Source organism: Paenibacillus sp. FSL R10-2788, from assembly GCF_038003885.1.
GTDB classification, from domain to species: Bacteria; Bacillota; Bacilli; order Paenibacillales; family Paenibacillaceae; genus Paenibacillus_AQ; species Paenibacillus_AQ odorifer.
Genome location: NZ_JBBOQA010000001.1, coordinates 1539229 through 1564059 on the forward strand (window position 1 = coordinate 1539229; position 24831 = coordinate 1564059).

At 46.1% G+C, this 24831-nt stretch carries 17 protein-coding genes and 3 pseudogenes; 16 read left to right on the top strand and 4 right to left on the bottom strand.

The genetic code is table 11. The features are described 5' to 3' along the window. Positions 1–2: 2 nt before the first annotated feature. From NSQ50_RS06770 to sigK (NSQ50_RS06785), 4 genes are all read left to right on the top strand, one after another. Complete coding sequence (locus NSQ50_RS06770; protein ID WP_076224211.1) at positions 3–1814, top strand: heparinase II/III family protein; 1812 nt, start codon at positions 3–5, stop codon at positions 1812–1814. A gap of 72 nt (positions 1815–1886) precedes the next feature. Beyond that, positions 1887–3023: a glycoside hydrolase family 88 protein gene (locus NSQ50_RS06775; RefSeq protein WP_076224208.1), complete on the top strand. Its 1137-nt coding sequence runs from the start codon at positions 1887–1889 to the stop codon at positions 3021–3023. Between the two features lie 10 nt (positions 3024–3033). Continuing rightward, positions 3034–4893, top strand: a complete 1860-nt coding sequence (locus tag NSQ50_RS06780) for a DUF2264 domain-containing protein (protein ID WP_076224206.1) — start codon at positions 3034–3036, stop codon at positions 4891–4893. A 206-nt stretch (positions 4894–5099) separates the two neighbouring features. Continuing rightward, positions 5100–5801 carry an RNA polymerase sporulation sigma factor SigK gene (gene sigK / locus NSQ50_RS06785; protein WP_036675850.1) on the top strand — a complete coding sequence of 234 codons (702 nt, stop codon included), beginning with the start codon at positions 5100–5102 and terminating at the stop codon, positions 5799–5801. Positions 5802–6019: 218 nt separating this feature from the next. On the opposite strand, the gene NSQ50_RS06790 is transcribed toward sigK (NSQ50_RS06785), so the two are convergent. Further along, positions 6020–9178 (bottom strand): amidase family protein, encoded by a 3159-nt coding sequence (locus tag NSQ50_RS06790; RefSeq protein WP_081386937.1) that lies wholly within the window; start codon positions 9176–9178, stop codon positions 6020–6022. Between the two features lie 905 nt (positions 9179–10083). On the opposite strand from NSQ50_RS06790, the pseudogene sigK (NSQ50_RS06795) reads away from it, so the two are divergent. After that, positions 10084–10593, top strand: a pseudogene (gene sigK / locus NSQ50_RS06795) (RNA polymerase sporulation sigma factor SigK); the annotation flags it as partial. 393 nt (positions 10594–10986) lie between these two features. On the opposite strand, the gene NSQ50_RS06800 reads toward sigK (NSQ50_RS06795), so the two are convergent. Continuing rightward, positions 10987–11952: an NAD(P)H-dependent flavin oxidoreductase gene (locus NSQ50_RS06800; RefSeq protein ID WP_036675848.1), complete on the bottom strand. Its 966-nt coding sequence runs from the start codon at positions 11950–11952 to the stop codon at positions 10987–10989. Between the two features lie 309 nt (positions 11953–12261). Here NSQ50_RS06800 and sigK (NSQ50_RS06805) point away from each other — a divergent pair. Further along, positions 12262–12765: pseudogene (sigK, locus tag NSQ50_RS06805) on the top strand (RNA polymerase sporulation sigma factor SigK); the annotation flags it as partial. Positions 12766–13235: 470 nt separating this feature from the next. Here the strand turns inward: sigK (NSQ50_RS06805) and NSQ50_RS06810 are convergent. Beyond that, positions 13236–14285, bottom strand: a complete 1050-nt coding sequence (locus tag NSQ50_RS06810) for a LacI family DNA-binding transcriptional regulator (protein ID WP_036675840.1) — start codon at positions 14283–14285, stop codon at positions 13236–13238. Positions 14286–14485: 200 nt separating this feature from the next. Here NSQ50_RS06810 and NSQ50_RS06815 point away from each other — a divergent pair, with 200 nt between their 5' ends. The 8 genes and pseudogenes from NSQ50_RS06815 (at position 14486) to NSQ50_RS06850 (ending at position 21178) form a co-directional block, all read left to right on the top strand. Continuing rightward, positions 14486–15484: a methionine ABC transporter ATP-binding protein gene (locus NSQ50_RS06815; protein ID WP_076104756.1), complete on the top strand. Its 999-nt coding sequence runs from the start codon at positions 14486–14488 to the stop codon at positions 15482–15484. After that, positions 15484–16146, top strand: a complete 663-nt coding sequence (locus NSQ50_RS06820; RefSeq protein ID WP_036675839.1) for a methionine ABC transporter permease — start codon at positions 15484–15486, stop codon at positions 16144–16146. The genes NSQ50_RS06815 and NSQ50_RS06820 overlap by 1 nt, the downstream gene beginning before the upstream one ends. Positions 16147–16170: 24 nt before the next feature. Further along, positions 16171–17025 carry a MetQ/NlpA family ABC transporter substrate-binding protein gene (locus NSQ50_RS06825; RefSeq protein WP_036675837.1) on the top strand — a complete coding sequence of 285 codons (855 nt, stop codon included), beginning with the start codon at positions 16171–16173 and terminating at the stop codon, positions 17023–17025. Positions 17026–17108: 83 nt separating this feature from the next. Beyond that, positions 17109–17486 (top strand): tautomerase family protein, encoded by a 378-nt coding sequence (locus NSQ50_RS06830; RefSeq protein ID WP_036675836.1) that lies wholly within the window; start codon positions 17109–17111, stop codon positions 17484–17486. Between the two features lie 20 nt (positions 17487–17506). Beyond that, positions 17507–18502: an aldo/keto reductase gene (locus NSQ50_RS06835; RefSeq protein ID WP_076224203.1), complete on the top strand. Its 996-nt coding sequence runs from the start codon at positions 17507–17509 to the stop codon at positions 18500–18502. A gap of 21 nt (positions 18503–18523) precedes the next feature. Beyond that, complete coding sequence (locus NSQ50_RS06840) at positions 18524–19951, top strand: Sapep family Mn(2+)-dependent dipeptidase (protein WP_036675834.1); 1428 nt, start codon at positions 18524–18526, stop codon at positions 19949–19951. Positions 19952–20120: 169 nt separating this feature from the next. Continuing rightward, positions 20121–20384: pseudogene (locus NSQ50_RS06845) on the top strand (sigma factor); the annotation flags it as partial. A 134-nt stretch (positions 20385–20518) separates the two neighbouring features. Beyond that, a complete protein-coding gene (locus NSQ50_RS06850; RefSeq protein WP_235219370.1) occupies positions 20519–21178 on the top strand; it encodes a YczE/YyaS/YitT family protein in 660 nt (219 codons plus the stop codon). 55 nt (positions 21179–21233) lie between these two features. On the opposite strand, the gene NSQ50_RS06855 is transcribed toward NSQ50_RS06850, so the two are convergent. Continuing rightward, positions 21234–21650 carry a MerR family transcriptional regulator gene (locus NSQ50_RS06855; RefSeq protein WP_036675831.1) on the bottom strand — a complete coding sequence of 139 codons (417 nt, stop codon included), beginning with the start codon at positions 21648–21650 and terminating at the stop codon, positions 21234–21236. A 120-nt stretch (positions 21651–21770) separates the two neighbouring features. Between NSQ50_RS06855 and NSQ50_RS06860 the strand changes: the two genes are divergently transcribed. Then, positions 21771–22820, top strand: a complete 1050-nt coding sequence (locus NSQ50_RS06860) for an NAD(P)-dependent alcohol dehydrogenase (protein ID WP_036675829.1) — start codon at positions 21771–21773, stop codon at positions 22818–22820. 568 nt (positions 22821–23388) lie between these two features. Beyond that, the gene (locus NSQ50_RS06865; RefSeq protein WP_076224201.1) at positions 23389–24792 is read left to right on the top strand and encodes an ABC transporter substrate-binding protein; all 1404 of its coding nucleotides are present in this window, start codon (positions 23389–23391) and stop codon (positions 24790–24792) included. Positions 24793–24831: the final 39 nt, after the last annotated feature.

Below are 24831 nucleotides of genomic sequence, written 5' to 3' on the forward strand. Positions count from 1 at the left end.
GCATGAATAAACAGATGCTTTTGGAAATAGTGCATAAAATGAAGCCAGTCGATCTGAGCTTGTATTATCCAAAGGGGGATGCGGTTGCTTTTTGGAAACGGGCGTTATCATCGGGAGTACTACAGGCAGATATCAGCGAGATCCGCGCGGAGGCGGTAAGGCTGGACGGGCAGTCTACACCTGAACTGTCGTATACGTTATTTTCCATTTATTCGCGTACGGGTTCGAGGCTGGAATATGAACGGGTCTATTTTGAACGGAGAAGAAGGCTGAATACTTATGTATTTCTGGCTTTGCTGGAGCCGGATCATCCGGAAGTACTGGAGAAGCTGGAGGACATCCTCTGGGCTATATGCGATGAGTACACCTGGTGTCTTCCGGCCCACCTCCCAGCGGATCATAATGCAGCTGATATCAACCGGTATATTGATCTGTTTTCTTCCGAGACCGGATTTACTTTAAGTGAAGTTTTACTTTTGCTCGGGGAACGACTTTCGCAGCTTCTGAGATCCCGAATCCACCATGAAGTAGAGCGGAGACTGTTTCGTCCATTTCTTGAAAATGGCCCTTATGATTGGGAGACAGTGCGGCATAATTGGGCAGCGGTCTGTGCGGGATCAATCGGGGCTGCTGCCTTGCTGTCTGTGGAGGACCCGGCCATGCTTGCGGATATTCTGCTGAGGACAGAGCGCGCCATGTTGTATTACCTGGAAGGGTTCGGTGAGGATGGTGCCTGTCTGGAAGGCCTTGGGTACTGGAATTATGGGTTTGGTTATTTCACTTATTATAGCGATCTGCTCTGTTCCAGAAGCGCAGGCAGACTGGACTGGTTCAACCAAGAGAAGGTAGCGCAAATCGCGCGCTTCCAACAAAAATGTTTCATTGACGGAATTCATGTAGCCAATTTCTCTGATTCAGTGCCTCAGGTGCTAGTACATATGGGATTGTCCCATTATCTGGCGGAAGTCTGTACGGATGTCGAACGCCCCCCATCCGCTTTGCGTGCTCCTTACACTGAAGATCATTGCAGCCGCTTTGCACCGGCTTTCCGCAATCTGATCTGGACCAGGGCTGGCAAGGAGGACGAAGCTTGGCGAGCCGCCAGCTATTTTCTCCCTGATGCCGCTTGGCTTGTCTCGCGTCATGTGTCGGAGGCGGGTTCATTCGGGTTCGCCACTAAGGGCGGGCACAATGCTGAACCGCATAACCATAATGATCTGGGACATTTCATTCTGAGCGGCCGGGGAGAAATCTATGCATCCGATCTTGGGAGCGGAGAGTATACTGCTGATTATTTTGGGGCTGGCCGTTACCAGTATGACTGCAATGGATCGCAGGGTCATTCGCTGCCGATCATTGATGGCCAGTATCAGCTGGCCGGTCGGGAGTTCAGCTCCACAGTGCTGCATGCATCGGCGGCGGAGGAGAATGATGAGCTGACACTGGATCTGACACAGGCTTATCAGGTAATAGGACTACAGTCCTTAATCCGTTCGTTCGTCTGGCATAAAGAGGAACGTCCTCGGCTGGAGCTGACAGATACTTACCGGTATGCGGGAATTCCGGCGAGCTGGACGGAGCGGTTTGTCACCTGGCGTGAGCCTGAGCTCCTTCACCCGGGCACCTTGCTGCTGCCGGGGACTATGACTCGCGGCGTTGAAGTAACTTACGATTCACTGAAAGTTGAGCCGGAGATTACTGTGCATGTGTACCGGGATCATTTTGGCATGGAGAAGCTCTGGTATAGTATGGACTTCCATGTGCTTCAGCTTGGCGCGGTGGGCAACCTGGTATTCACTTTTCAATTTCTATAAAAGATGCGCCTGGGCTTATAAAAAGTCCTCTATCAGAGGGTAGAGGCTAATTCGAATAAAGGCGGGATTTAGATGAGTAGATTAGTAAAGCAAGCTTGGGTAGACGAGGCTTGGGGCAAAGCCTTGGAGAAGACTAGAACGAACAGCCGGAGAATCGGTGCAGAATTCCCCCATGCCAGTCAAGGCGGCAAATACGTGCTTGAAGCACCAAACTGGTGGACGGCCAGCTTTTGGCCGGGAATGCTCTGGCAGCTCTATGCTGAGAGTGGTGATGAGGATTTGAAAGCGGTTGCTGAGCAGTGTGAGGAACGGCTTGACGAGGTGCTGGATGGTTATGTGAAGCTGGACCATGATCTAGGCTTTATGTGGCTGTTGACCAGTGTTGCGAACTACAAGCTCACGGGCAGAGAGGCATCACGAGTCCGGGCGTTGAAGGCAGCTAACTATCTGGCGGCCCGCTTCAATCTGAAAGGAAGCTACATCCGGGCCTGGAATCCATGGAGTGAAGGCGAGGATAACAGTGGGGTAGCCATTATCGATTGCTGCATGAATACCAGCCTGCTCTTCTGGGCTTCCGAAGTAACAGGGGATCCACGTTATCGACATATCGCTGAGGCGCATATGGATACGGTGCTGGAGCATTTCATCCGGCCGGATGGTTCGGTTTATCACATCGTCAACTTCAACCCGGAATCGGGCGAAGTGGTTGAGAAGCTTGGCGGGCAAGGTTATGCGCCTGAGTCGGCTTGGTCGCGCGGGGCGGCCTGGGCACTCTACGGACTGTCATTAGCCTATCATCATACGGGCAAGCAGAGTTATCTCAATACAGCCAAGCAGGTTGCGCATTTTTTCTTGACCCGTCTGCCCGAAGATCATGTTCCACATTGGGATTTTCGTGCTCCCGGTGAAGTTGGGGAGATTCGGGATAGCTCTGCTGGTGCCTGTGCAGCGAGTGGCTTGCTGTTGTTAGCTAGCCAAGTAGATGACTCGGAGGCGCATGTATATCAGAACGGGGCTATAAGAATTACAGAATCCCTTTATAGGAATTATGGAACTTGGGACAATGCAGAAGAAGAAGGATTGCTGCTTCATGGTACGAGTAACTATCCTGAGAATCGGAATATAGATGTTCCGCTTATCTACGGAGATTTCTTCTATGTCGAAGCACTAGCCCGGCTAAAAGAAGCCGGACCGTTCTACTGGGAATAGGGGGCATATAATGCAGACTGAGAAGACATTTACGACTATTGCTAAAAATCCGCTAAAGACCCGGGAGGATCTGATCTCTGCTCTTGAACAGCTTACAGATCCGCTTCGACCGCTCTACAGCAGAGGTAGTGCACGGCTGGCAATCGGTAGAACAGGAGCGAGTTATCCGGCTGCAACTGCAGAAATGGAAGGTTTCTCCCGGGTATTATGGGGCTTAGTGCCCCTGCTCATAGGAGGGGGAGAAAGCGGGCTTTGGGATACTGTGCTGGATGGCATACGCCACGGCACGGATCCTGCCCATGAAGAATACTGGGGTGAAGTTCAAGATTATGACCAGCGTCTGGTAGAGATGGCGGTCTTCGGTTTCGCCTTAGCCGCCATTCCTGAACAGATCTGGTCACCACTTACCCAGAAGGAACAGGAGCAATTGTACAGTTGGCTGAATCAGATTAATTCCCATCCTTGCTATGACTGCAACTGGCTTTTCTTCAACGTGCTGGTTAATGTCGGATTCCGCAGAGTCGGCTGTCCCTACGACGCGGAGCAGCTGGAGAACAATCTGAAGCGAATGGATGATTTTTATCTGGGTGATGGCTGGTACAGTGATGGAATTAACGGGCATAGCGATTATTATGTTCCTTTTGCCATCCATTACTATGCGTTACTGTACGCGAAGCTGATGGAACAGGAGGACCCGGAACGTTCACAGGTGTTCAAAGAACGGGCCCGGCTTTTTGCCACCGAATTCTTGGGCTGGTTCGCTCCGGACGGATCTGCCCTTCCTTATGGAAGGAGCTTAACCTACCGCTTTGCCCAGTCTGCTTTCTGGGGTGCCCTCGTCTATGCAGGCGTTGAAGTATTCCCTGTAGGTGTGGTCAAAGGATTAGTACTGCGCAATTTGCGCTGGTGGTTCAGCCAGCCGATCTTTGATGCCGGAGGCGTTCTGACGATTGGTTATACCTACCCCAACTTGGTCATGGCGGAGAATTATAATGCTCCCGGTTCCCCCTACTGGGCGTTAAAGACATTCCTGCCATTGGCTCTCAGCGCGGAGCATCCATTCTGGAAGGAAGAAGAACTGCCGCTGCCGGATATTCCTGCAGTTATAGTCCAGAAGCCTGCGCATCTTGTCATTGTCCGCGAACCTGCTTCCGGCCATGTGGCTGCCTTCAACAGCGGTCATCTATATACGAATGAACATACCCACACGTCTGCCAAGTATGAGAAATTTGTATACTCAACAGGCTTCGGATTCAGTGTGCCCCGCTCCGAGTGGGGATTGTCTCAAGGGGCATTTGATTCCATGCTCGCTCTGAGTGAGAGCGGGGACAACTTGTATCGGGTCAGACGGCGGAATATGGAGACAACAATTGTGGACAATGTGCTGCACTCCGTCTGGAAGCCATGGACTAATGTGGAGGTTCGGACCTGGATCGTTGCTGGGCTGCCCTGGCATATTCGGATACATCGGATCGAGACCGGACAACCGTTGGACGCCGCAGAGGGCGGCTTCGCGCTTGGTCAGGAAGCGGGGGTGGAACAGCAGATCGGTCTTACAACCGCGGCAGTATCTACAGCATGGGGAATAAGCGGAGTCAAGGGGTTGATCGGCTACGAAAAGGCTGAGCTAATTTGGCCTAATGCCAACACAAACCTGCTTCATCCCCGGACTGTTTTGCCTACACTGACGACTTTCCTTGAGTCTGGAATCCACTGGCTGGCTTCGGCTGTATACGGTGATCCGTCCGGAGATTCTTGCGGCGGTATTATAGAACAATCACCTGAGTCTATTTTGAAGGTTACTTTTGATAAGGACATCATAAAGGTTTTTACGTCTAGTGAAGCGGAAGTTATTATCAAAAGAGAGTGAGAATTACCGCTAACAACATCGTGTTAAAAGACAAGTGAATGAGTAGAGTATGACTGATTTCTCGTATAAAAAATAAATTTCTGTGGTTGTACAATTTCCCCCGTACAGGCACTTCTAGGCGCACGCCCACATACAATAAGGATGACCATGAACCCGTAAGGCAAACAGATCGGTTTCATTGTACAAGTGCGGGAGGTGTCGCCAAGTTGCCTGGATTCTTAAGCACGATTGCGTTGCTGATCAAAGAACTGACGCTGCTGGTATCATACGTAAGGAATAATGCATTTCCACAACCGCTCTCGGAGCAGGAGGAAAGCCGATACTTAGGGATGATGGCTGAGGGAGATGCCAAGGCCCGCAATTTGTTGATTGAGCATAATTTGCGGCTCGTTGCCCATATAGTGAAAAAATTCGATAATACCGGAGAAGACATGGAGGATCTCATCTCCATCGGCACGATCGGCCTGATTAAAGCCATCGAGAGCTACCGTCCGAACAAAGGGACGAAACTGGCTACATTTGCGGCTCGTTGTATTGAAAATGAAATCCTAATGCACCTTAGATCCTTGAAGAAGACTCGTAAAGATGTATCTCTGCACGATCCAATTGGGACAGACAAGGAAGGTAATGAAATTACTCTCATCGATATCCTTGGCTCCGAAGCTGATGATGTCATTAAAGAAGTAGATCTGAAGATCGAGAAGAGTAAGATATATCGCAACCTAGATATTCTGGATGACCGGGAGAAAGAAGTTGTGGTGGGTAGGTTTGGGCTGGATACAGGTGGAGAAGAGAGGACACAGCGGGAGATTGCTAAGGAGTTGGGGATCTCGCGGAGTTATGTTTCGAGGATAGAGAAGAGGGCGCTCATGAAGCTTTATCATGAGTTTTATAAGGCGAAGCGGTGAGACTGATGACAATTACACAGTAATAATCCATTAATAATAAAACTTGAAAGCGACTTGTCTACGGATGAGTCGTTTTTTGTGTGGATAGGGTTCGCCCTACTTATGATACGGTTCATCGCACCATCTGTAACGGCAAGTTATAGGGCCATCCCTTTCGGGATGGCCCTTCCTGTAAACATGGTTACTCAAGTACTCTGTCATTTATAATTGAACTTATTTTAATTATTAGTTTCTAGTAATCTGGATACAATAGTTGCAAACTCAGCTCTAGTAATATCTTTTTCAGGCTTAAATGTACTGTCTGCGTACCCTGTAATAATATTATTGGATGCGAGTGCGTCGATGGAATCATAATACCATGCATTTCTTGTAACATCTTTGAATGATGTGTTTCCAGTACCAGTTAGCTTAAAGGCTCGAGTGATTAGTGCCGCTAATTCACTACGGCTAATCTTCTCATCTGGACGGAAGCTTCCGTCGCTATATCCGTTCATCAAGCCTGATCCGGCTGCTGCACCGATAAACTTATTCGCCCAATGAGTTGAAGCTACATCTGTAAAGTTACTTTCATGTCCTTCAAGTCCCATGTGCGTTGCAATTACCTTGATGGCTTCCGCACGAGTCAAACCTGAATTTGGGCGGAATGTTCCATCGGAATATCCCGTCAATAATCCCTTAGCAATTAGTGCGTCAATGCTTGTTTTTGCCCAATGATTCATTGTATCTACAAAACTAACAACTTTCGGCTTATCTGCTGGTGTTATTGTTTCTGCAGGTGACGGTGTTTCTATAGGCGTTGTTATTGCTGGAGGTGTCACTGTACCTCCTCCAGTATTTGGATGGGTTGGTCCATTATCTGTGTTTGGATCAGGATTAGTAGAGTTTGAAACGTATTGAAGTGCTGGAGCAAATGTTGTAAGTAGTCTAGCTTGACTTTGTTGCTCAAGAGCGTAGCTCATGCCTAAAACTTTTGCATCGTCCCATGCTCTACCAACCAGTTGCATAGAGATAGAATATCCGCTGTCATTCGTTCCTACAGGAACAACTACCGTAGGTAGTCCCATAGTAGAGGTTAATACGCCTGTGTTACGGTCTGAACTTAATTGAGAAGCTGCTGCGTCATTGTTATATACGTCGCTAATAAAACCTGCATAAACAACAGCATCAACACCATTCGCGTCCATCCATCCTTTGATAACTTCCTTATAGTCAGTTCTATACTTAATGTAATCTTGTACAGCCTGTTCAGTCATACGAGTTGGGGTACTATATCCTCTTTGGTTATAGATAAGCACTTTATCTGAAGCTAGTACACTTGCTCCATCAATATAAGGGAAGTCCTTATGCAACTCAATATAACGTGCCCAACCTTCAGTAGATCCATTAATACCTGAAGGACGACTAGGGCCTGATGGTACAGCTGACATTTCAACCATAGTCGCACCCGCTGCTTGAAGCTCTGAGAACTTATCCATCACTGCCTGTCCAGTATCATCATCAGCATATGCAGATACAAAGGATGCAGGAATGTATCCAATTTTCTTTCCTTTCAATGCATTAGCATCCAGAGATTCCTTCCAATCCACTGGACGCTTATGATCTGCATCAGCAGTGACTGTGAAAATATCCTGTGGGTCCGTACCCGTTGTAGCATTCAATATAATGGCTAGGTCAGTTACTGTTTTGGCAATGGGACCTGCATAATCTTGTCCCCAAGTGAGTGGCAGTACACCTGTAGTACTTGCCATACCGTCTGTACCCCGGAAGCTTTTTAAGCTAGCGCCTGTAGTTGGTGCATATAGAGATACCCCTGTTTGCGATCCCATTGCTGCTGCTGCAAAATCAGCTGCAACAGATACTGCAGACCCGCCGCTTGAGCCAAAAGATGTTTTCGATGGATAGAGTGCATTCCATGTTTGCTGCCAACCGCTTTCACTAAAGCTTCCGCTGTTAGCAAACTCAGAAGTGTTTACTTTACCAATAATTACAGCTCCAGCTTCCCGCAGTTGTTTCACTTGGAATGCATCAGAATCAGGCTGCCAGCCTTCAAGAGCTTTACTGCCACCGGTAGTAGGCATATCCTTTGTATCATAAATATCTTTTATCGCAATTGGAATACCCAATAAATCACCTTTTACACCTTGGGCACGGGCATCGTCAGCAGCTTTTGCTTGGTTAAGCGCAGTTTCAGATACATGCAGGAATGCATGGAATCCCAATTGTCCCTCATCGTATACCTTGATTCTATCTAAATAGGCTTGAGTAATTTGTACAGAAGTAGTTTTACCATTAATCATATCCTGCTGCATTTCTGCAATGGATTTATTCTTAACATCATACGGCGATGAAGTTACTAATTCTTTAGGTGCAGGAGCATTTGGAATAACCAGATGATCTCCAGTATCAAGTCCCTCTATAGCAGATATATCCCAGTTGCTAATCGAACGAATTTGTGCGTTTGTTAATCCTGTTACATCCAGCAGACTATTAAGTCCATCTAGCATAGCAACCAGATTTTTCAACCCTTCTTCACCAGCTTCTCCAACTTGCACATAATTTACTAGGGACTTCGACTCACCCGGCCTAATATTTAATGTGTTAATGAACCCATAGAAATTCGCTTCATTTCCATGCTCAGCTAAGGGTATTGTGAATGGGTCCTGTTGCTGATTACCTAGACCGGTTAATCCATTATCAAACGGCTTTGGAGATCCCACTGCAACGCCTAGCGGCTTATTGTTTTTGGCGCTACTATCTACAACAATCCATGAATCATCTGTAGTTACCTTTAGATCGCCTGAATAGGTTGCCTTAACTACTGAAGCATTTGTTGTTGTACCATATCCTAAAGAGCCACCGAATGATACATCAACTTTTATTGCCACATCATTTTTATTAGTGAAAGTATCAAAGAATCTCGTTCGATTATGAATAGTATCCACATACACCTCACGTGTTACAGTTACATTTCCTAGATTTACAGATTGAGCCGAAGTAAACTTATTAACGCCGTCATATTTCAAGTCAAACCCACGCATCATTTGACCATTCATCAGTGGAGCTGAAGGCGAGGACACTTTAACAAAGATATTGCCGAAACCTTGTACTTGTGTAGCACCAACTGTACGTAAACTTCCTGTGTCTAAGCTAGGAGCAAAGACATCGTGAATCTCCCATACTGTGCCACTTTCTGAAGTAACTCTAGTTAAAGCGTCAGCTGTTTGGAACGGAATTACACTCGTAGCAATAACAGATAACACAATTGAAGTAGCTATAAATTGCTTTTTACTCCAATTTTTTTTTGCTGGTGAATATTCAGATCGGGTGGAACCAGAATGCTCTCTTTTAGTTTCACGTAGACGTTTGAACTTATTCATGTGCGTAATCTCCTTTTCCTGTATGTATTTTATTATTTAATGTTAGGAAATATAACACTAGTATTTGTTTCAGTCAATGAATATTATGAATTTAATATATTTTAAGTTTGTAAAAAGAAAAAAACGGCTCTTTTAATTATTTAATGTAATGTATATGTAAACTATTGTGTTAAATATATTACATTTTATGATAGTTTTTGGAGAATCCATAGGATATTGAGTATCATCATCCGGCTGCATCACCAAAAACCTTGAATTTTACTTAACTTTATGTGAATTTGACGAAATGAAAAAGAAAGGAACAGCTAAAAATTAACGGAGAATATTATGTTTTTCATTTCATGAAAGTGGAAGATTCTATATCGGAGTATGGCATAAAGCAGAATCACTGATGATTCCAGATGCATAGCCGCAAGATCACTAATGGGCATCCTGAAAAGAGTGAAGTTTCTGCTGGGAAAGAAGCCATAAGAATAGCCAGATAGTGTATCTGGAATAAGTGGGATTTCATTGTGGAAACCATTTTAGCGGGTGGTAACGTTATAAGGCAGATGAGGATGCAAAGGAACAAGGCTTTGAAATTATTGTGTTTTATGTGGGACTAGCAGATGTTCGGCTAAATATTGAATGTATCGCTCTACGTGTGAAAAACGGTGGCTATCATATTGAAACCGAGGATATTGTTAGACGCAATTTAACAAGTATGAATAATCTGATATCTCACTCAGAGTTGATTGTTCAAGTAAAGTGTTATTTAAATGGATTACCAGGATGTACACAAGAAATCAATCGGAAACTACAAATTAAATATAATATGCAAAAGGAAACCAATTCGAATCAGAATCGATCGTAATTGGTTTATTTTTTGACATCACATCGTGTCCATAACCTCAAGAAATTCGCATAACACTGGGGAGGACATGGAGGATCTGATCTCCATTAGCACCATCGGCCTGATTAAAGCTTTTGAGAGCTATCGTCCAAACAAAGGAAGCAAACTAGCCACATTTGCAGCACGTTGTATTGAAAACGAAATCCTTATGCACCTGCGTTCGCTCAAGAAAACACGTAAAGACGTATCCCTGCATGATCCAATTGGGACGGACAAAGAAGGTAATGAAATTACACTTATCGATATCCTTGGCTCCGAAGCTGATGATGTCATTAAAGAAGTCGATCTGAAGATCGAAAAGAGTAAGATATATCGTAACCTTGATATTCTGGATGACCGGGAAAAAGAAGTTGTGGTTGGGCGGTTTGGATTGGATACAGGTGGAGAAGAGCGGACACAGCGGGAGATTGCCAAAGAGCTGGGGATCTCGCGGAGTTATGTTTCGAGGATAGAGAAGAGGGCGCTCATGAAGCTTTATCATGAGTTTTATAGGCTAAGCGGTAAACTCATAATCACAAGGTAGTATCCGTTAACCGGCATACATAGAAAGCTTCAAGGACCATATTAGAATTTTTTAGAGAAGATATAGTTCAGCGAATTTTTTGTATTAAACCAACTCATAAAAATACATGAGAAAGGGAGAGGGCAAATTGTTAAGTGGTGCTCTGAAGAGTACATATATCCAGTCATCTTTTGCGATTATCCTGGGTATTGGGCATATTGCATTTTGGCTGTGAAGATATTTAGCTGTTGTTGCAATTAAAAAGAAAGGTACGGAAATCTTTAGTTAAATACAACACAAAAGCTTATTAAATATAACTAAATTTGAGTATCAAGCGAAATGAAAAACCACTTATGCTCGGAAATCCCAAGCTTGCTTAAGTGGTTAATCGTGCTTTTGAATCTTATAACAACCTTAAGTTGTCGGGTTCAATGCCCCTTGATACTCATCCATTAAATTGTCGATAATCTGCTGTACGGACAAAATCTCTTTAATCTCATGAACTCTGGACCCAGCAAAAACCAATCCGTTCTTAACATCTCCTCTAAGGGAAGTGAGCAGGGATTCCATTGTACAGAAGCGATGTGAACAAACCTTTAGACAATTATAGCATTTGACTATCTTTAATTTGGCATCATCACTGATCCGGTCCGTAAATTCATTCCGAATCGCTCTACCTTCTAGACCCACAGTAGACTTGATTAGGACAGTATCTCCTTGCTGAGCATCTACATACTTTTGCTTGAAGGCTAAGGGAGCATCACACTCAAGGCTAGCCACAAAACGGGTACCCATTTGAACACCAGATGCGCCGATCCGAAGGGCTTTTGCGATATCATCCCCTGTTAGAATTCCACCCGCAGCAATAACAGGAATCGAAACGGCCTCTAAGACTTCAGGAAGGATATCAAACATGGATCTGTCTGTACCTAAATGCCCTCCAGCTTCGAACCCTTCCACAACGACTGCGGAGGCACCAAGTCTTTCGGAAATTCGGGCTAATTTGGCGGATGAAACAATAGTTACGACAGGAGTACCATATTCTTTACCCCAAGCATAAATATCTCTAGAAATTCCGGCTCCGGAAATAATAAAGTCAACCTTTTCCTCCAAAGCAATCTTCATTTTTTCGGCAAAGTCCTTCACTGCGAATAGTACATTCACACCGATGTAGCCATTCCCTTTAGAGAGTTCTCTTGTTTTGCGAATATGCATTCTCAGCTCATCAGGAGTGATCCCTGTACCAGAGATGGTGCCGATCCCGCCTGCATTGGCTACAGCAGCGGCTAGTCCACTTAAGGATATGCCTACACCCATTCCACCTTGAATAACAGGAACTCTCGATTTAATATGTCCGAATTGGATTGTTGGAAGTTTCAATTACACACCTCTTTTGCAAGTTGTTGACATTATTAATACTCCTCTAGAGTAATAAGATATATCGTAACACAGCTAATTCTTTCCCGGATGTGACTGTAAACATGCTCAAACTATGTTAAATATCATGTCTTTCAACTGTTTTCTTTAAGTTGTTGATATCAAGTGAAAATTTAAGAAAACGAAGTGACTATTAAAAAAAGGACAATGAATAACAAAAAAAGAGCCATCCATCCGGTAAAACCTTCATACTTCTATCAACGCTTTTCTATCAAGAAAGTGGATTTTGACATCGTATCGTGTCCACAACCTCAAAAATTCGATAATGCCGGAGAAGACATGGAGGACTTAATCTCCATCGGAACCATTGGCTTGATTAAAGCCATCGAGAGCTATCGTCCGAACAAAGGAACCAAACTGGCCACATTTGCAGCACGTTGTATTGAAAACGAAATCCTAATGCACCTTAGATCCTTAAAGAAAACGCGGAAAGACGTATCTCTACATGATCCAATTGGGACGGACAAAGAAGGTAATGAAATTACACTTATCGATATCCTTGGCTCCGAAGCTGATGATGTCATTAAAGAAGTCGATCTGAAGATCGAGAAGAGTAAGATATATCGTAACCTCGATATTCTGGATGACCGGGAAAAAGAAGTTGTCGTTGGGCGGTTTGGATTGGATACAGGTGGAGAAGAGAGGGCGCAGCGGGAGATTGCTAAGGAGTTGGGGATCTCGCGGAGTTATGTTTCGAGGATAGAAAAAAGGGCGCTGATGAAGCTGTATCATGAGTTTTATAAGGCTAAGCGGTAGGGTCTTAGATAATAACTAAATAATCACTATTGAGTGTTTTAGAAGCGACTTGCCAATAAGGGAGTTGCTTTTTTGTTAAGAAAAGTAAAGAGCAGTGAAAGTGATGATATTTCAATGTAGAGACGGACTAATGGGTTTAATAATCAAAGTTTAACAGTCGAACCGAAGGAGATATTAAAGCTCAAAAAGAATGGGGATTAGGCAACTTGTTGATGAGATCTCTAAGAGGATTGTTTAACATAAAAATGGACAGCATGTACTTGCTTTATCAATAATGTGGAATTAACTAGATATATATGTAAAAATAATTAATTTCTTTTATAATGTTCATTTGATGTAAGAGGTTCGCTTGAGAAGAAATTCAGAAGACCGGTAAGAACAAAGACCAAAAGTATTAATAAAGAATTTATTAGTATTGGAGTTCCCGGAAAAACAACACAAGTCCGGAGAATGAATCCGGATTGTGTCGATTATAAAGGGCTGGATGAATGGAAGCCGCTATAGCTGGTGGAAGACTCACGTATAATCAGCTGAGGCGGAATAATAATTCTGGTAGGTTCTGACTGATCGCCGTTGATTCGTTTGAGCAGCAGCTTGGCAGCCTCGCTTCCCCATTTATCCTGGAATACGGAAACGCTGCTTAGACCAGGCTTGGCAGTCTCCGTTTCCTGTACATTGTCAAAGCCAACGATGGCCATATGTTTCCCAGGCGTACGTCCTTGCAACTGCAGGCCGATCATGGCGCCCAGGGCAATGACATCATTGTTGCAAAAGCAGGCGGTTGGCGGATTGTTTAACTGCATCGCCTCTTGCACAGCGCGGGTGCCGCCGTCACGGTTGATCGGGCTTGTAATGATTAGAGCGGGATCGATCTCCAATCCAAATTGCTGCAGGGCTTGGCAGTAACCGGCAAAACGCTCCTTGTAGGATGTGTTTCCCTGAGGGCTGCCGCCCAGATAAGCGATGCGCCGGTGCCCTTGCTCGATGAGATGGCGCACGGCCATTTCGGCTCCCAGCCGATAATCCGTCCCGACATAGTCGGTATTCACGGTATCAACCTCACGTCCAATCAGCAGCGTGGGGATGTTTAGATTTTGCAATTTGGTGAACAGGGCGGGCGATGTAGAGGCGACAGGAGTCATAATAATGCCGCACACACGGTGCTCAAGCATTGTTTCCAGCACACGCTCCTGCTTTTCGGTTGATTCAAAGCTCATGCCCAGCAGCACATTGAACCGCTGTTCGTATAGAACATGCTCAATATGCGTCAATATATGTGGATAAAACGGATTTTCGATATCAGTGACAATAACGCCTATCGTTGAGGAACGCTGTAATCGAAAGCTGGCGGCTACGCGATCATATACATAGCCGAGCTTTTCCATGGAGTCCAGCACCTTTTTGTGTGTACTAGGTTTAATGGATTTGCTGCCGCGAACGACAAGAGAGGCGGTTGCTCTCGAAACGCCGGCATCATCGGCAACATCTTGTAGTGTAACTCTTTTTTCTCTAGAAACCACAAACTTTTCCTCCTCTCAACTACCTTCCAGTATATCATAATTCATTTGACAGAAAGGTTTAAAAAATAGTGTTGACAGGCTACTGTAGAGCTGATAACATAAATCAAAGTAAACTGATAGGAATTGTTTTAGGTTAAAATTAGATCGATCTAATTTATTTAGAAAAAGCATTTTCTGGGTGCATGAAAGGAGTGGATAGGATGGTCGGACAACTGGAGGGCAAACCTACGGAGCTTGTCGGTTCAGGCATAGAAATTCGTGATTTATTTAAATCATTTGGAGGTAGGGAGGTTTTGTCTGGTATTAATGTCAACATTACGGACGGGGATATTTTCGGACTTGTTGGGGTGAGCGGCGCGGGCAAGTCAACGCTTTTGCGCTGTATCAACGGTCTGGAGACCTTTGACCGCGGCAGCTTGCATGTCAACGGAGTTGAAATCCGCAGCATGCGGGGAGCAACACTACGCAAGTTTCGCAGCAATATCGGCATGATCTTTCAGCATTTCTCTCTGCTGGAGCGAAAAAATGTGTATGACAACATTATGTTTCCAATGAAATGCTTTGGCTACAATAAAGCGGTGGCTGATGCGCGCGTGAAAGAGCTGCTGCAGCTCGTGGAATTGACGGACAAGGAAAAGGCACTGCCGCGCGAGCTTTCCGGCGGACAGAAGCAGCGGGTTGCCATCGCCCGGGCGCTTGCTATGAACCCACGCATTCTGCTTTGTGATGAAGCGACAAGCGCACTTGATCCCAACATCACCAAATCCATTCTGGGTCTGCTCAAAAAAATTAACAAAGAGCTTGGCATCACCATTGTCATTGTGACGCATCAAATGGAAGTGGTAAAAGAAACTTGCAACAACATCGCGGTGCTTAGCAAGGGTCAGTTGCAGGCTGCCGGAGCGGTGCAAGATATCTTCCTGGAAAACTCCGGTCATCTGAATGATTTCCTGGGCGCACATGAAGTGAAAACTGGCGAGGATAACATTCTGTTTGAGCTTATTCAGCGACCAGGTCAGGAAGACATGCTTTCCCGCTTCGCCTTGTCAACAGGGGTGCCGTTTGAAGTTGTATGGGGCGGACTGGACCGTTATGTGGACAGTATCGCGGGGGCGTTCACCTTATCGGTCAGCAGGCAAGATTTTGACAAGGTCAGGGCCTATCTGGAGCAGAGCGGCATGGAATGGAGGAATTTGTAATGTATCAGTACGATTACCAGACTCTGCTGGATAAAATCATTTTTCCGGGGCTGCGCGATACGCTGATTATGTTGGGCGGCACCGTTGTGACCTGTACCCTGTTCGGTTTCATCTTGGCACTCATTCTCATTACTACAGATGCCAAAGGACTCAGGCCCAACCGAGCAGTCTACGAGACCTTCAGCGCAATCATTAATGTGCTGCGTTCTGTACCCTTTATTATTCTCATTATTACAATAATTCCGTTAACTCGCTTTGTTGTGGGGACGACCATTGGTACAACAGCTGCCATTTTCTCCATTACCATTGTAGGCTCTCCGTTACTGGCGAGATTGCTGGAGGGCTGCTTTAAGGAGGTGAATCCGAGTCTGATCGAGGCTGCTAGGTCATTTGGCGCATCCGATTGGCAAATAACATTTAACGTTATTGTCAGTGAGGCGATTCCATCCATCATTTCAAACTTAACGATTGGTTTTATTTCGTTGCTGGGCTTTACAGCTATGGCAGGGACCGTTGGAGCCGGCGGGCTGGGGGCAGTTGCGCTTTCCTATGGCTACCAGAATTTCAATGACACGATTATGTACACAACCGTTGTTATTTTAATTGTTATTGTTCAATTTATACAACTGGGCGGGAATATGTTGTACCGCAAGTTGAAATAAAACATCAGAAATGAGGGGTTTTACATGAAAAAACAGGCAACTGCCAAGCTGATTCTGATCATGACCACTGTCATTGTGCTGCTGGTCGGATGCTCTCAGTCATCCAGCTCATCCTCCGACGCACAATCGGATGCAAAGTCCCAAAAAATTGTGATTGGCGTGATTGCCAGGGAGCAGCCGGATATTGATTATGTGGCCGAAAAGCTGAAGCCGGAAGGCTATCAAATTGAGACGCAAGTCTTCAATGACAATATTGCCTTGAACAATGCGACTGCAGACGGCAGTATCGATGCCAATTATTTTCAGAATGAAAAATATATGAACAGCTTCAATGAAAGCAACGGTACAGAGTTGGTCGCTTATGGCCCGAATATTTATACAACACCGGTGCTGTTCGTATCCAAGAAATACAAAACTGTGGATGAGCTGCCGCAAGGAGCGAAGATCGGCATTGCCAACGATTCCGCCAACAGGGCGCGAGAACTGCAACTATTGGCGGACAATGGGCTAATCCAATTGCGCGAGGGTATTGACCTGCCAACAGTACTCGATGTTGTCGAGAACAGCAAGAAGCTCGAATTCGTTGAAATTGATCCGCGCAGCCGCGTAGGGGCTTTTGCTGATCTGGACGCCATGACTGCGCCGGCTATTACGGTAGCTCAAATGAATGATCCCCAGGTGACGATTGATACGGCGCTGCTACAGGAAACACCTGAGGTGTACAAACAATATGGCGGTATTTTGCTGGCTATTAAGAAAGGAACTGAAGAGAAGAATAAGGAATGGCTGGATGCTATCGTATCGGTGATGACTTCGAAAGAATATTCGCAATGGCTGCTGGATACGTACAAGGGAGTCAAGAAACCGTATAACGAATAATGCATCCTGAGTAATGGGAATGCGGAAATAAGCAAAGCGTTTGTCTGAAAAAACTAACTATAATGATAAAGGAGTGCTGAACCATGGCAACTGTATTGGCATACGCAACGACATCTCTGAAGGAAGAACAAAAGACAAAATTGGTAAGTGAGTTGGGCACGGCAGTAACAACGGGTCTTCGCCTGCCTCCGGAGCTAAGAACTATCTCCTGGATCGAACTTCCACAGGCATCGACAACACCTAAGGACTTTTATGAAATTACATTTTTTGTATACACCGCACCAGGAAAACCAGTTGAGGCGAAGCGGGACTTGGTTCGTAATCTGCAGGAGACTACGGATCGGGTGCTTTCCGGCTTGCAGGTAAAAACGATTGTCATCATTAAAGAACACGCCGATGAAAATGTGGGTGTGGGTGGGCAGCTCCGGCTGGATATTGTTGCTGCACAGGCGAATCAATAAAGTGGGAGGATACAGTCACGATGAGATATAAGGAGATTGGACAGAGCGGCATACAAGCCTCTGTCGTTACTTTCGGCGCTTTCGGTATTGGTGGAGGATTCCAGTTCCCAGATACCAATGATACGGAATCGATTCGCGCCATTCATGCCGCGCTGGATCTGGGCATCAATATAATTGATACTGCCCCGGTTTACGGCTTTGGGCACAGTGAGGAAATCGTTGGGCAAGCGATCAAAGGCCGGCGGGATAAGGTCATTATTTCGACAAAATGCGGCTTGTGGTGGGGTGACGAGGAAGGCAGTTATCGTTTTACCTGGGACGGGCATCGCGTGAAGCGGAATTTGAGCCCGCGAACGATTCGCATGGAGGTGGAGCAAAGCCTGAAGCGGTTAGGGACGGATTATATCGATATTTACTATACACATAATCCGGCGATGGAGCCTTTTCTAACACCAATTGAAGAAACGATCGAGGTGCTGATGCAACTGAAGCAGGAAGGCAAGATTCGCGCCATAGGCGCGTCCAATTGCGAGCCGCATCACGTGCAGAGCTACATCGATTATGGTGAAATCTCAATCGTGCAAAAAAAATTCAATATGCTGTCCAGAGAACCCGAGCAGGCGATCCTGCCTCTGTGCAACGAGCACCAGATTAGCTTCCATGCGTATTCGCCGCTGGCGCAAGGGTTACTGACAGGACATATTCGGCCTGATCATGTGCTGGAGCCGAACGATCCCCGCCAGAACGATGCCTGGTGGCATGGACGCAACCTGAAGCTGGCCACTGAGTTTGCCGGCGGTCTGGTTGAGATCGGAAGTGAATATGGGGTTAGCGCCAGTTCTATTGCCGTAGCCTATTTGTTGAACAAGCATGCCAATGTCAATGTGATTTGCGGCATTCGCAAGGAAAAGCACCTTCATGAGAATATTGCCGGTGCCGAGGTAGTACTGCCGCCAAATGTCATAGCTGAGCTGGATTTCCGTCTACAAAAGCTGGAACTTGCAGCCGAGCTGTAAACCTGAAAGGGGTGAGCGATTATGACCAGTATGGAGCTGGACAAGCAGGTTGAACAGTTTCTAGCCGATCATCAAGCGGCGATTCTCGAAGATATCAAACGTCTGATTCGTGTGCCGAGCGTGGGCACCACCTTTCATCCGGATAGCCCGGAGCCTTTTGGTGCCGAATGCGCTGCTGTATTGCGTGAGGCGGAGCAGTTGGCCGCGCGGGAAGACTTGTCGGTAACGGCTTTTGCTGGCTATGGCATTAAGGTGCAGCTGGGAGACAGTGAGGAAGGCATCGGCTTGTTCGCCCATCTGGACGTGGTGCCCGCAGGGCGGGGCTGGAGCTTTCCGCCCTTCTCCCCGTTCGAGAAAGATGGGTTTCTATTTGGCCGAGGTGCGATGGATAATAAATCGGCTGCTGTGCTTGCGCTTTATGTACTGAAGTTTTTCAAAGAGACCAACGTGCGGCTGGATCATAATGCTTATGTATTTCTGGGCGTCAACGAAGAGAGCGGCATGCGGGATATCCGCTATTTCCTGTCCCAGCATCAGTCGCCGTCCTTCGGGATTGTTGCTGACGCTTATTATCCGGTATGCTATGCGGAAAAAGGGATTGTGCGAGCCGATGTGACTGGAAGCGCGTCCGACGACAGGTTGCTGTCCTTTCAAGCTGGCGAGGATTACAATATGGTGCCCGCCGTTGCGGAGGCCCGGTTGCGCGGATTAACCTCATACGAAGTGCAAAAGCTGCGGTCGGAGGGGTTTGAAGTCGCGGAGCTAGAGGGGATAGCGGTTGTTCGCGCGCAGGGTAAGGCCGGGCATGCGGCGTTTCCTGCCGGGACGCAAAACGCGGCAAGAAAGCTGGCCGGGGCGGTCCTTGCGCATGAGCTGGTTGAGGATGCTGCGGCGCGTGCTGTGCTCACTTTTTTGTCACAAGCGCTGGGTGACCCTTACGGGGAGGGGCTTGGTATCACCCACAGGGATGAAACGGGTCCTACCACCAGCAATGCCGGCATCGTAGCGTGGGATGAGGGAACCGTTCGGATCGGAATCGATGTCCGTTACGGTCTGTCGCAATCCGCGGATGCGCTGCGGGAGCAGTTGGCAGCCTACTCGCGGCAGCATGGACTGTCACTGACTGAGTGGACGGACAGTCCGCCACACTACATGGACAAGGATGACCTGATCATAGCGGCCTTATGCAGGCTTGCCAACAGTGAGCTGGGCTTGTCGCAAGCGCCCTATGCAATGGGTGGGGCAACGTATGCCAGATGGCTGCCGCGCACAGTAGCCTTCGGCCCGCTTCGCACCGATGTACAGACTCCTTTTCCCGAAGGAAAAGGGAGCAGCCATCAGCCGGACGAGGCCATGCGCATCAGCCAGATCTGGGACGCATTCAAGATTTATATTAAGGCAATTGTGGAAATTGACCAGCTGCTGAGTGACCAAGAAGAGACTGGGTGAGGTGAGCAGCGCGGCGGGTTTCAGATAAGAAAATAAATAGACTTTTTATGCCCACGCAACTTGGCTGCCAAGGTTTTTAGCAGACATTAGAAGCTGGGCCTATTTTCATTTTCTGTGATAATAAAAAGACTTGGCTTCGAACTGGACAACTCTTTCTGTTGGGGTGTGGATTTCCATTGGCACAATCGGCCTGATTAAATCTATTGAGTGCTATCGTCCAATCAAAGGAACAAGGTTAGCCACATTTGCTGCTCGTTGTATTGAAAACGAAATCCTGATGCACCTGCGTTCGCTCAAGAAAACACGTAAAGACGTATCCCTACATGATCCAATTGGGACGGACAAAGAAGGTAATGAAATTACACTTATAGATATCCTTGGCTCCGAGGCTGATGATGTCATTAGAGAAGTAGATCTGAAGATCGAAAAAGCAGTGTTCCCTTCAAAATAATGCTCAGTGCTGACCGATCTGCTTATCCAAATCATTGAATACTATCAATAAAGATAACCGTCAAACAATAGAATATATGATATAATGACGTGGTTGTTGCAAGGTGCAATTTTAATATGAAAAATAGGATGGGCAATATGAAGGGTTATCTTTATAACGTTGATAAAAAACGATTGATTATTATGGTTATCGGCAATGTATTTCTGGGCATGGGAATCAGTATTTTTAAGCTGTCCGGCATGGGGAATGATCCCTTTAGCGGCATGGTAATGGCACTTGCAGAGTGCGTCGGTATAACATATGCAAATTTTCTGATCTTGCTGAACCTGGTATTGTTTGTAATCGAATTCATAACCGGACGAAGGTTTATTGGAGCCGGGACTTTTGTAAACGCAATCTTTTTGGGATATATCGCTACGTTCTTTCATAGTACTTGGCTATCTCTGTTGGGCGAACCTCAGCTGTTATGGCAGAGGGTGGTCGTCGTAGCGATTGGCGTGGTGGTATGCAGTTTTGGGGTATCCTTGTATCAGACATCGGCTGTGGGAGTAGCTCCTTACGACAGCCTGTCCCTGATTATGAGGGATAACTTCCCGAAAATATCTTATTTTTGGCACCGGATGTTTACGGATGCGCTTTGTGCTTTGATTTGCTTCCTGGCAGGAGGCGTTATAGGCTTAGGAACTCTAGTGTCCGCACTTGGTCTGGGACCCATTATTCATTTTTTTGATGTGAATTTTACGGAGAAGCTGCTGGCAAAAAAGCGTCCAAATTAAGAAAGGCGGGGCAGATCAATCTGCCCCGCCTTTACTGTAATTTGAAGGTTCATTTCTAATGAGTAAATGCACTCTTAATGTTATTTTTTTTATGAACATCTTCCGTGCCGCTATCCAAGGCGGTCTTGTAGTAGAAGCATTTATGTTCTATGACTTCCATCGTTTTTCTTAATTCTTCCATCTGTGCTTCTACGGAAGCTTTTCGCTCCAGGAACATGTCATATCTCTGCTGCAAGGTGGAGTCCCCTTCAGAGCACCACTCAATGAAATGTTTTATTTCCTTAATCGGCATCCCGGATGACTTCAGGCATTCAATTACTTTTAAAGCGTCCATATCCGTTTCTTTGAAAACGCGTTTCCCGCTGGGGGTTCTTTCTATAAAAGGCAAAAGCCCCTCCTTGTCATAGTAACGCAGGGTATGTGATGTCATATTAAAATATTCTGCAACTTCACTAATGGAGTATGTCTTCATCATCTATCTCCAGTCTTAATTATATTTTGTGCTTGACTTAGAGTTAACTTTAAGTAATAACATAGGTTTTGTAAAGTCGGCAGTACAGTTTTTTATATTAACTAGAAGAGAGGTTTCACTATGATAAAAGTTAATGCACGCGCTACATTCAGTCAGGAAGGCCCGTTCAAGCTAACTACAATCGAACGCCGGAATCTGCAGCCGCACGATGTTCTTATAGAGATTAAATACGCGGGCATTTGCCACTCGGATATTCATACAGCCCGCGGGGAGTGGGGACCGGTTAAGTATCCACTTGTTCCAGGGCATGAGATCGCCGGTATTGTCAGCCAGGTCGGTTCCGAAGTTACAAAGTACACAGTTGGCGATCGTGTAGGGGTAGGTTGTATGGTTGACTCCTGTGGAGAGTGCAGTAATTGCCAGAAAGGTGAGGAGCAGTATTGCCTGAGTGGAAATACGGGCACCTATGGAGCTATCGACCGGCACGGTCACTATACACAGGGCGGATATTCCACGCACATCGTTGTAACAGAAGACTTCGTGGTCCGGATTCCTGACGCTATTCCGCTTGACGCGGCTGCACCACTTTTGTGTGCAGGAATCACCACCTATTCACCGCTGCGCCATTGGGGAGCCGCTCCCGGCAAAAAAGTAGCTGTAGTGGGTCTTGGCGGGCTTGGACACATGGCTGTGAAGATTGCTCATGCTATGGGAGCTGAGGTTACTGTGTTATCACAGTCACTGAAGAAGAAGGAAGACGGATTGCAATTAGGAGCGGATCATTATTATGCCACAAGCGATCCGGAGACATTTAAGCAGCTTGCCGGTTCATTCGATCTTATTGTGAATACAGTAAGCGCACAGATTGATATCGATGCCTATCTTTCACTTCTGGCATTGGATGGTACATTAGTCAATGTCGGTGCGCCCGCTGATCCATTGGCAGTTAACGTATTTTCGCTGATCGGCCACCGCCGTTCGTTTGCCGGATCGATGATTGGCGGAATCCGTGAAACGCAGGAAATGCTTAATTTCTGCGCTGAACATAATATTGCATCTGAAATCGAGGTCATTTCTGCTGACCGGATTGATGAAGCCTGGGAGCGTGTGCTTGCTTCAGATGTCCGTTACCGGTTTGTCATCGACATCAGCACGATGGGGAATGAATAAGAGACGTCCTCTTTCTTGACGTCGGTTCGTGTCCACAACCTCAAGAAATTCGATAAAATAGCGGGAAATCGCTAAGGAGCTGGAGATCTCACGCAGTTGTGTTTCTAGAATAGAAAAACGGCGTTGCTTCATACAGCAGCGTAGTGTATAAATGCTAAATAGGCAGAGCAGTGCTTCTACCATTGGGGTAGGAGGGCGGCTCTGCTTATTGTCGTTACTGCAAGTGAATATTTTGGATCAGCTGATTCTGCTGTTTTATGAAAAAGATGATTCTTTAAAGGTTGGAATTTTTAAAAATCAGGTTGAAAAATGCTATTTTCCCTAATAGAAAATCATGACACAATAACAATAAAGCGCTTACTTCATTAAAACATCCCAAGTTCATGAAGACTCTATACCACTTTTTGAAAATATTTACGATATTAAAAGTCGTATCGGCTGGCCGAAATTTCGGATTCCAAGCAAAGGTTGGAATTATTAAAAAAAGTTGGTACTAAACGTTTAACTCAATAACTTAGGGGGTCAAACGGTTGGACATATCTATGTGATTATGAAGGGGGAGAGGGAAATGAAGGTAGGTAAAGCATTCGGGGTAGGTATTCTTTCAACTGCACTAGCATTAAGTGTCATTGGCTGCGCGAAAGATGAGACAAACACAGCAACCAAGGCAACTGATGGACCCAAAGCATCTGAGAACGCCACCTCCAAGCCTGAGGAGAAGGTCAAAATTATCTATTCGATGTGGGGAAGTGCGGAAGAGGGAAATGTAACCCAGGGAGTGGCGGATAAGTTTAATGCTTCTCAAGACAGAATTGAAGTAGAAGTACAAGCAATTCCTTGGGAAAACTACATGACCAAGCTGAATACAATGGCTACGGCAGAGCAATTGCCTGATACAGGGATGCTCAGAGAAGATGGTGTCGTTCAGTGGTCTACCCAAGGCATGCTGAATGATGTAAATACAATGTACGAAGGAAGCGACAGCAAACCACTGGATAGCCTAGCCTACAAATATCAAGGGAAAACCGTAGCCTACGCGGCTGCCAATGAAATCTTACTCCTCTATTACAACAAAGATATGTTCGACAAAGCCAATGTACCCTATCCCCCAGCCGCTCTGGATAAAGCGTGGACATGGGAGGAATTTGTAACAACAGCAAAGAAGCTGACCCTTGATAAAAATGGTAAACATCCTGATGAGAGTGGCTTTAATGAGCAGAGTATCGTTCAGTTTGGCGCATCCGTTGAAAACTTACCATGGCAGCTTGAGACCTGGGCGCTTGGTAATGGTGGGGGGTTCTATTCGGGTGATGGGACTGAGGTGAGAATTGGAGAAGACGCCAGTATAGAGGGAATTCAGAAGGTTGCAGATCTTTACTTGAAGGATCATGTTGCTCCGTTGTCTGTCGGACAGACTGATGATGGCATTCAACGAACCATTATCGCAGGGACTGTTGCCATGGCTACTAACGGTGCGTGGAACGTGGGAACTAGTCTCAATACGGCTAAGAATGAAGGCCTGAACTATGGCGTTGCAGTATTGCCTTACATGAAGGATAAGGTTACCCTCAACACGGGTGGCGCCAATGTCGTGTTCTCCCAGACTAAGCATCCAAAAGAAGCGATGGAATGGCTGAAATGGTACAACTCAGAAGAAAATAACTGTGGCCTCATTAGCTCGGGAATCTGGATGCCGACACTGGAGAAGTGGTACACGGATGAGACCCTTACCCGTAAATGGGTCGAAAATCCTAACTTCCCTGTTTATGACGAATATAAATCTGCAGTAGTCGATTATGCGCAATCACCTGCTGTGAAGCCCGCAGCGTGGTTCTATACGAATCATACGACGGAGTTTAACACCTTACTCGGGTCGGTTCTAGGGGATGTATGGACTGGAAAGACGACCGCTAAGGATGCTATTTCTAAGAATCTCGATGCGTTGAAAGCAGCTCATTCAGGCAATAAGTAAAGTCCGTAAAAGAATGGCCGCTGCCAAGCTCACACCCGC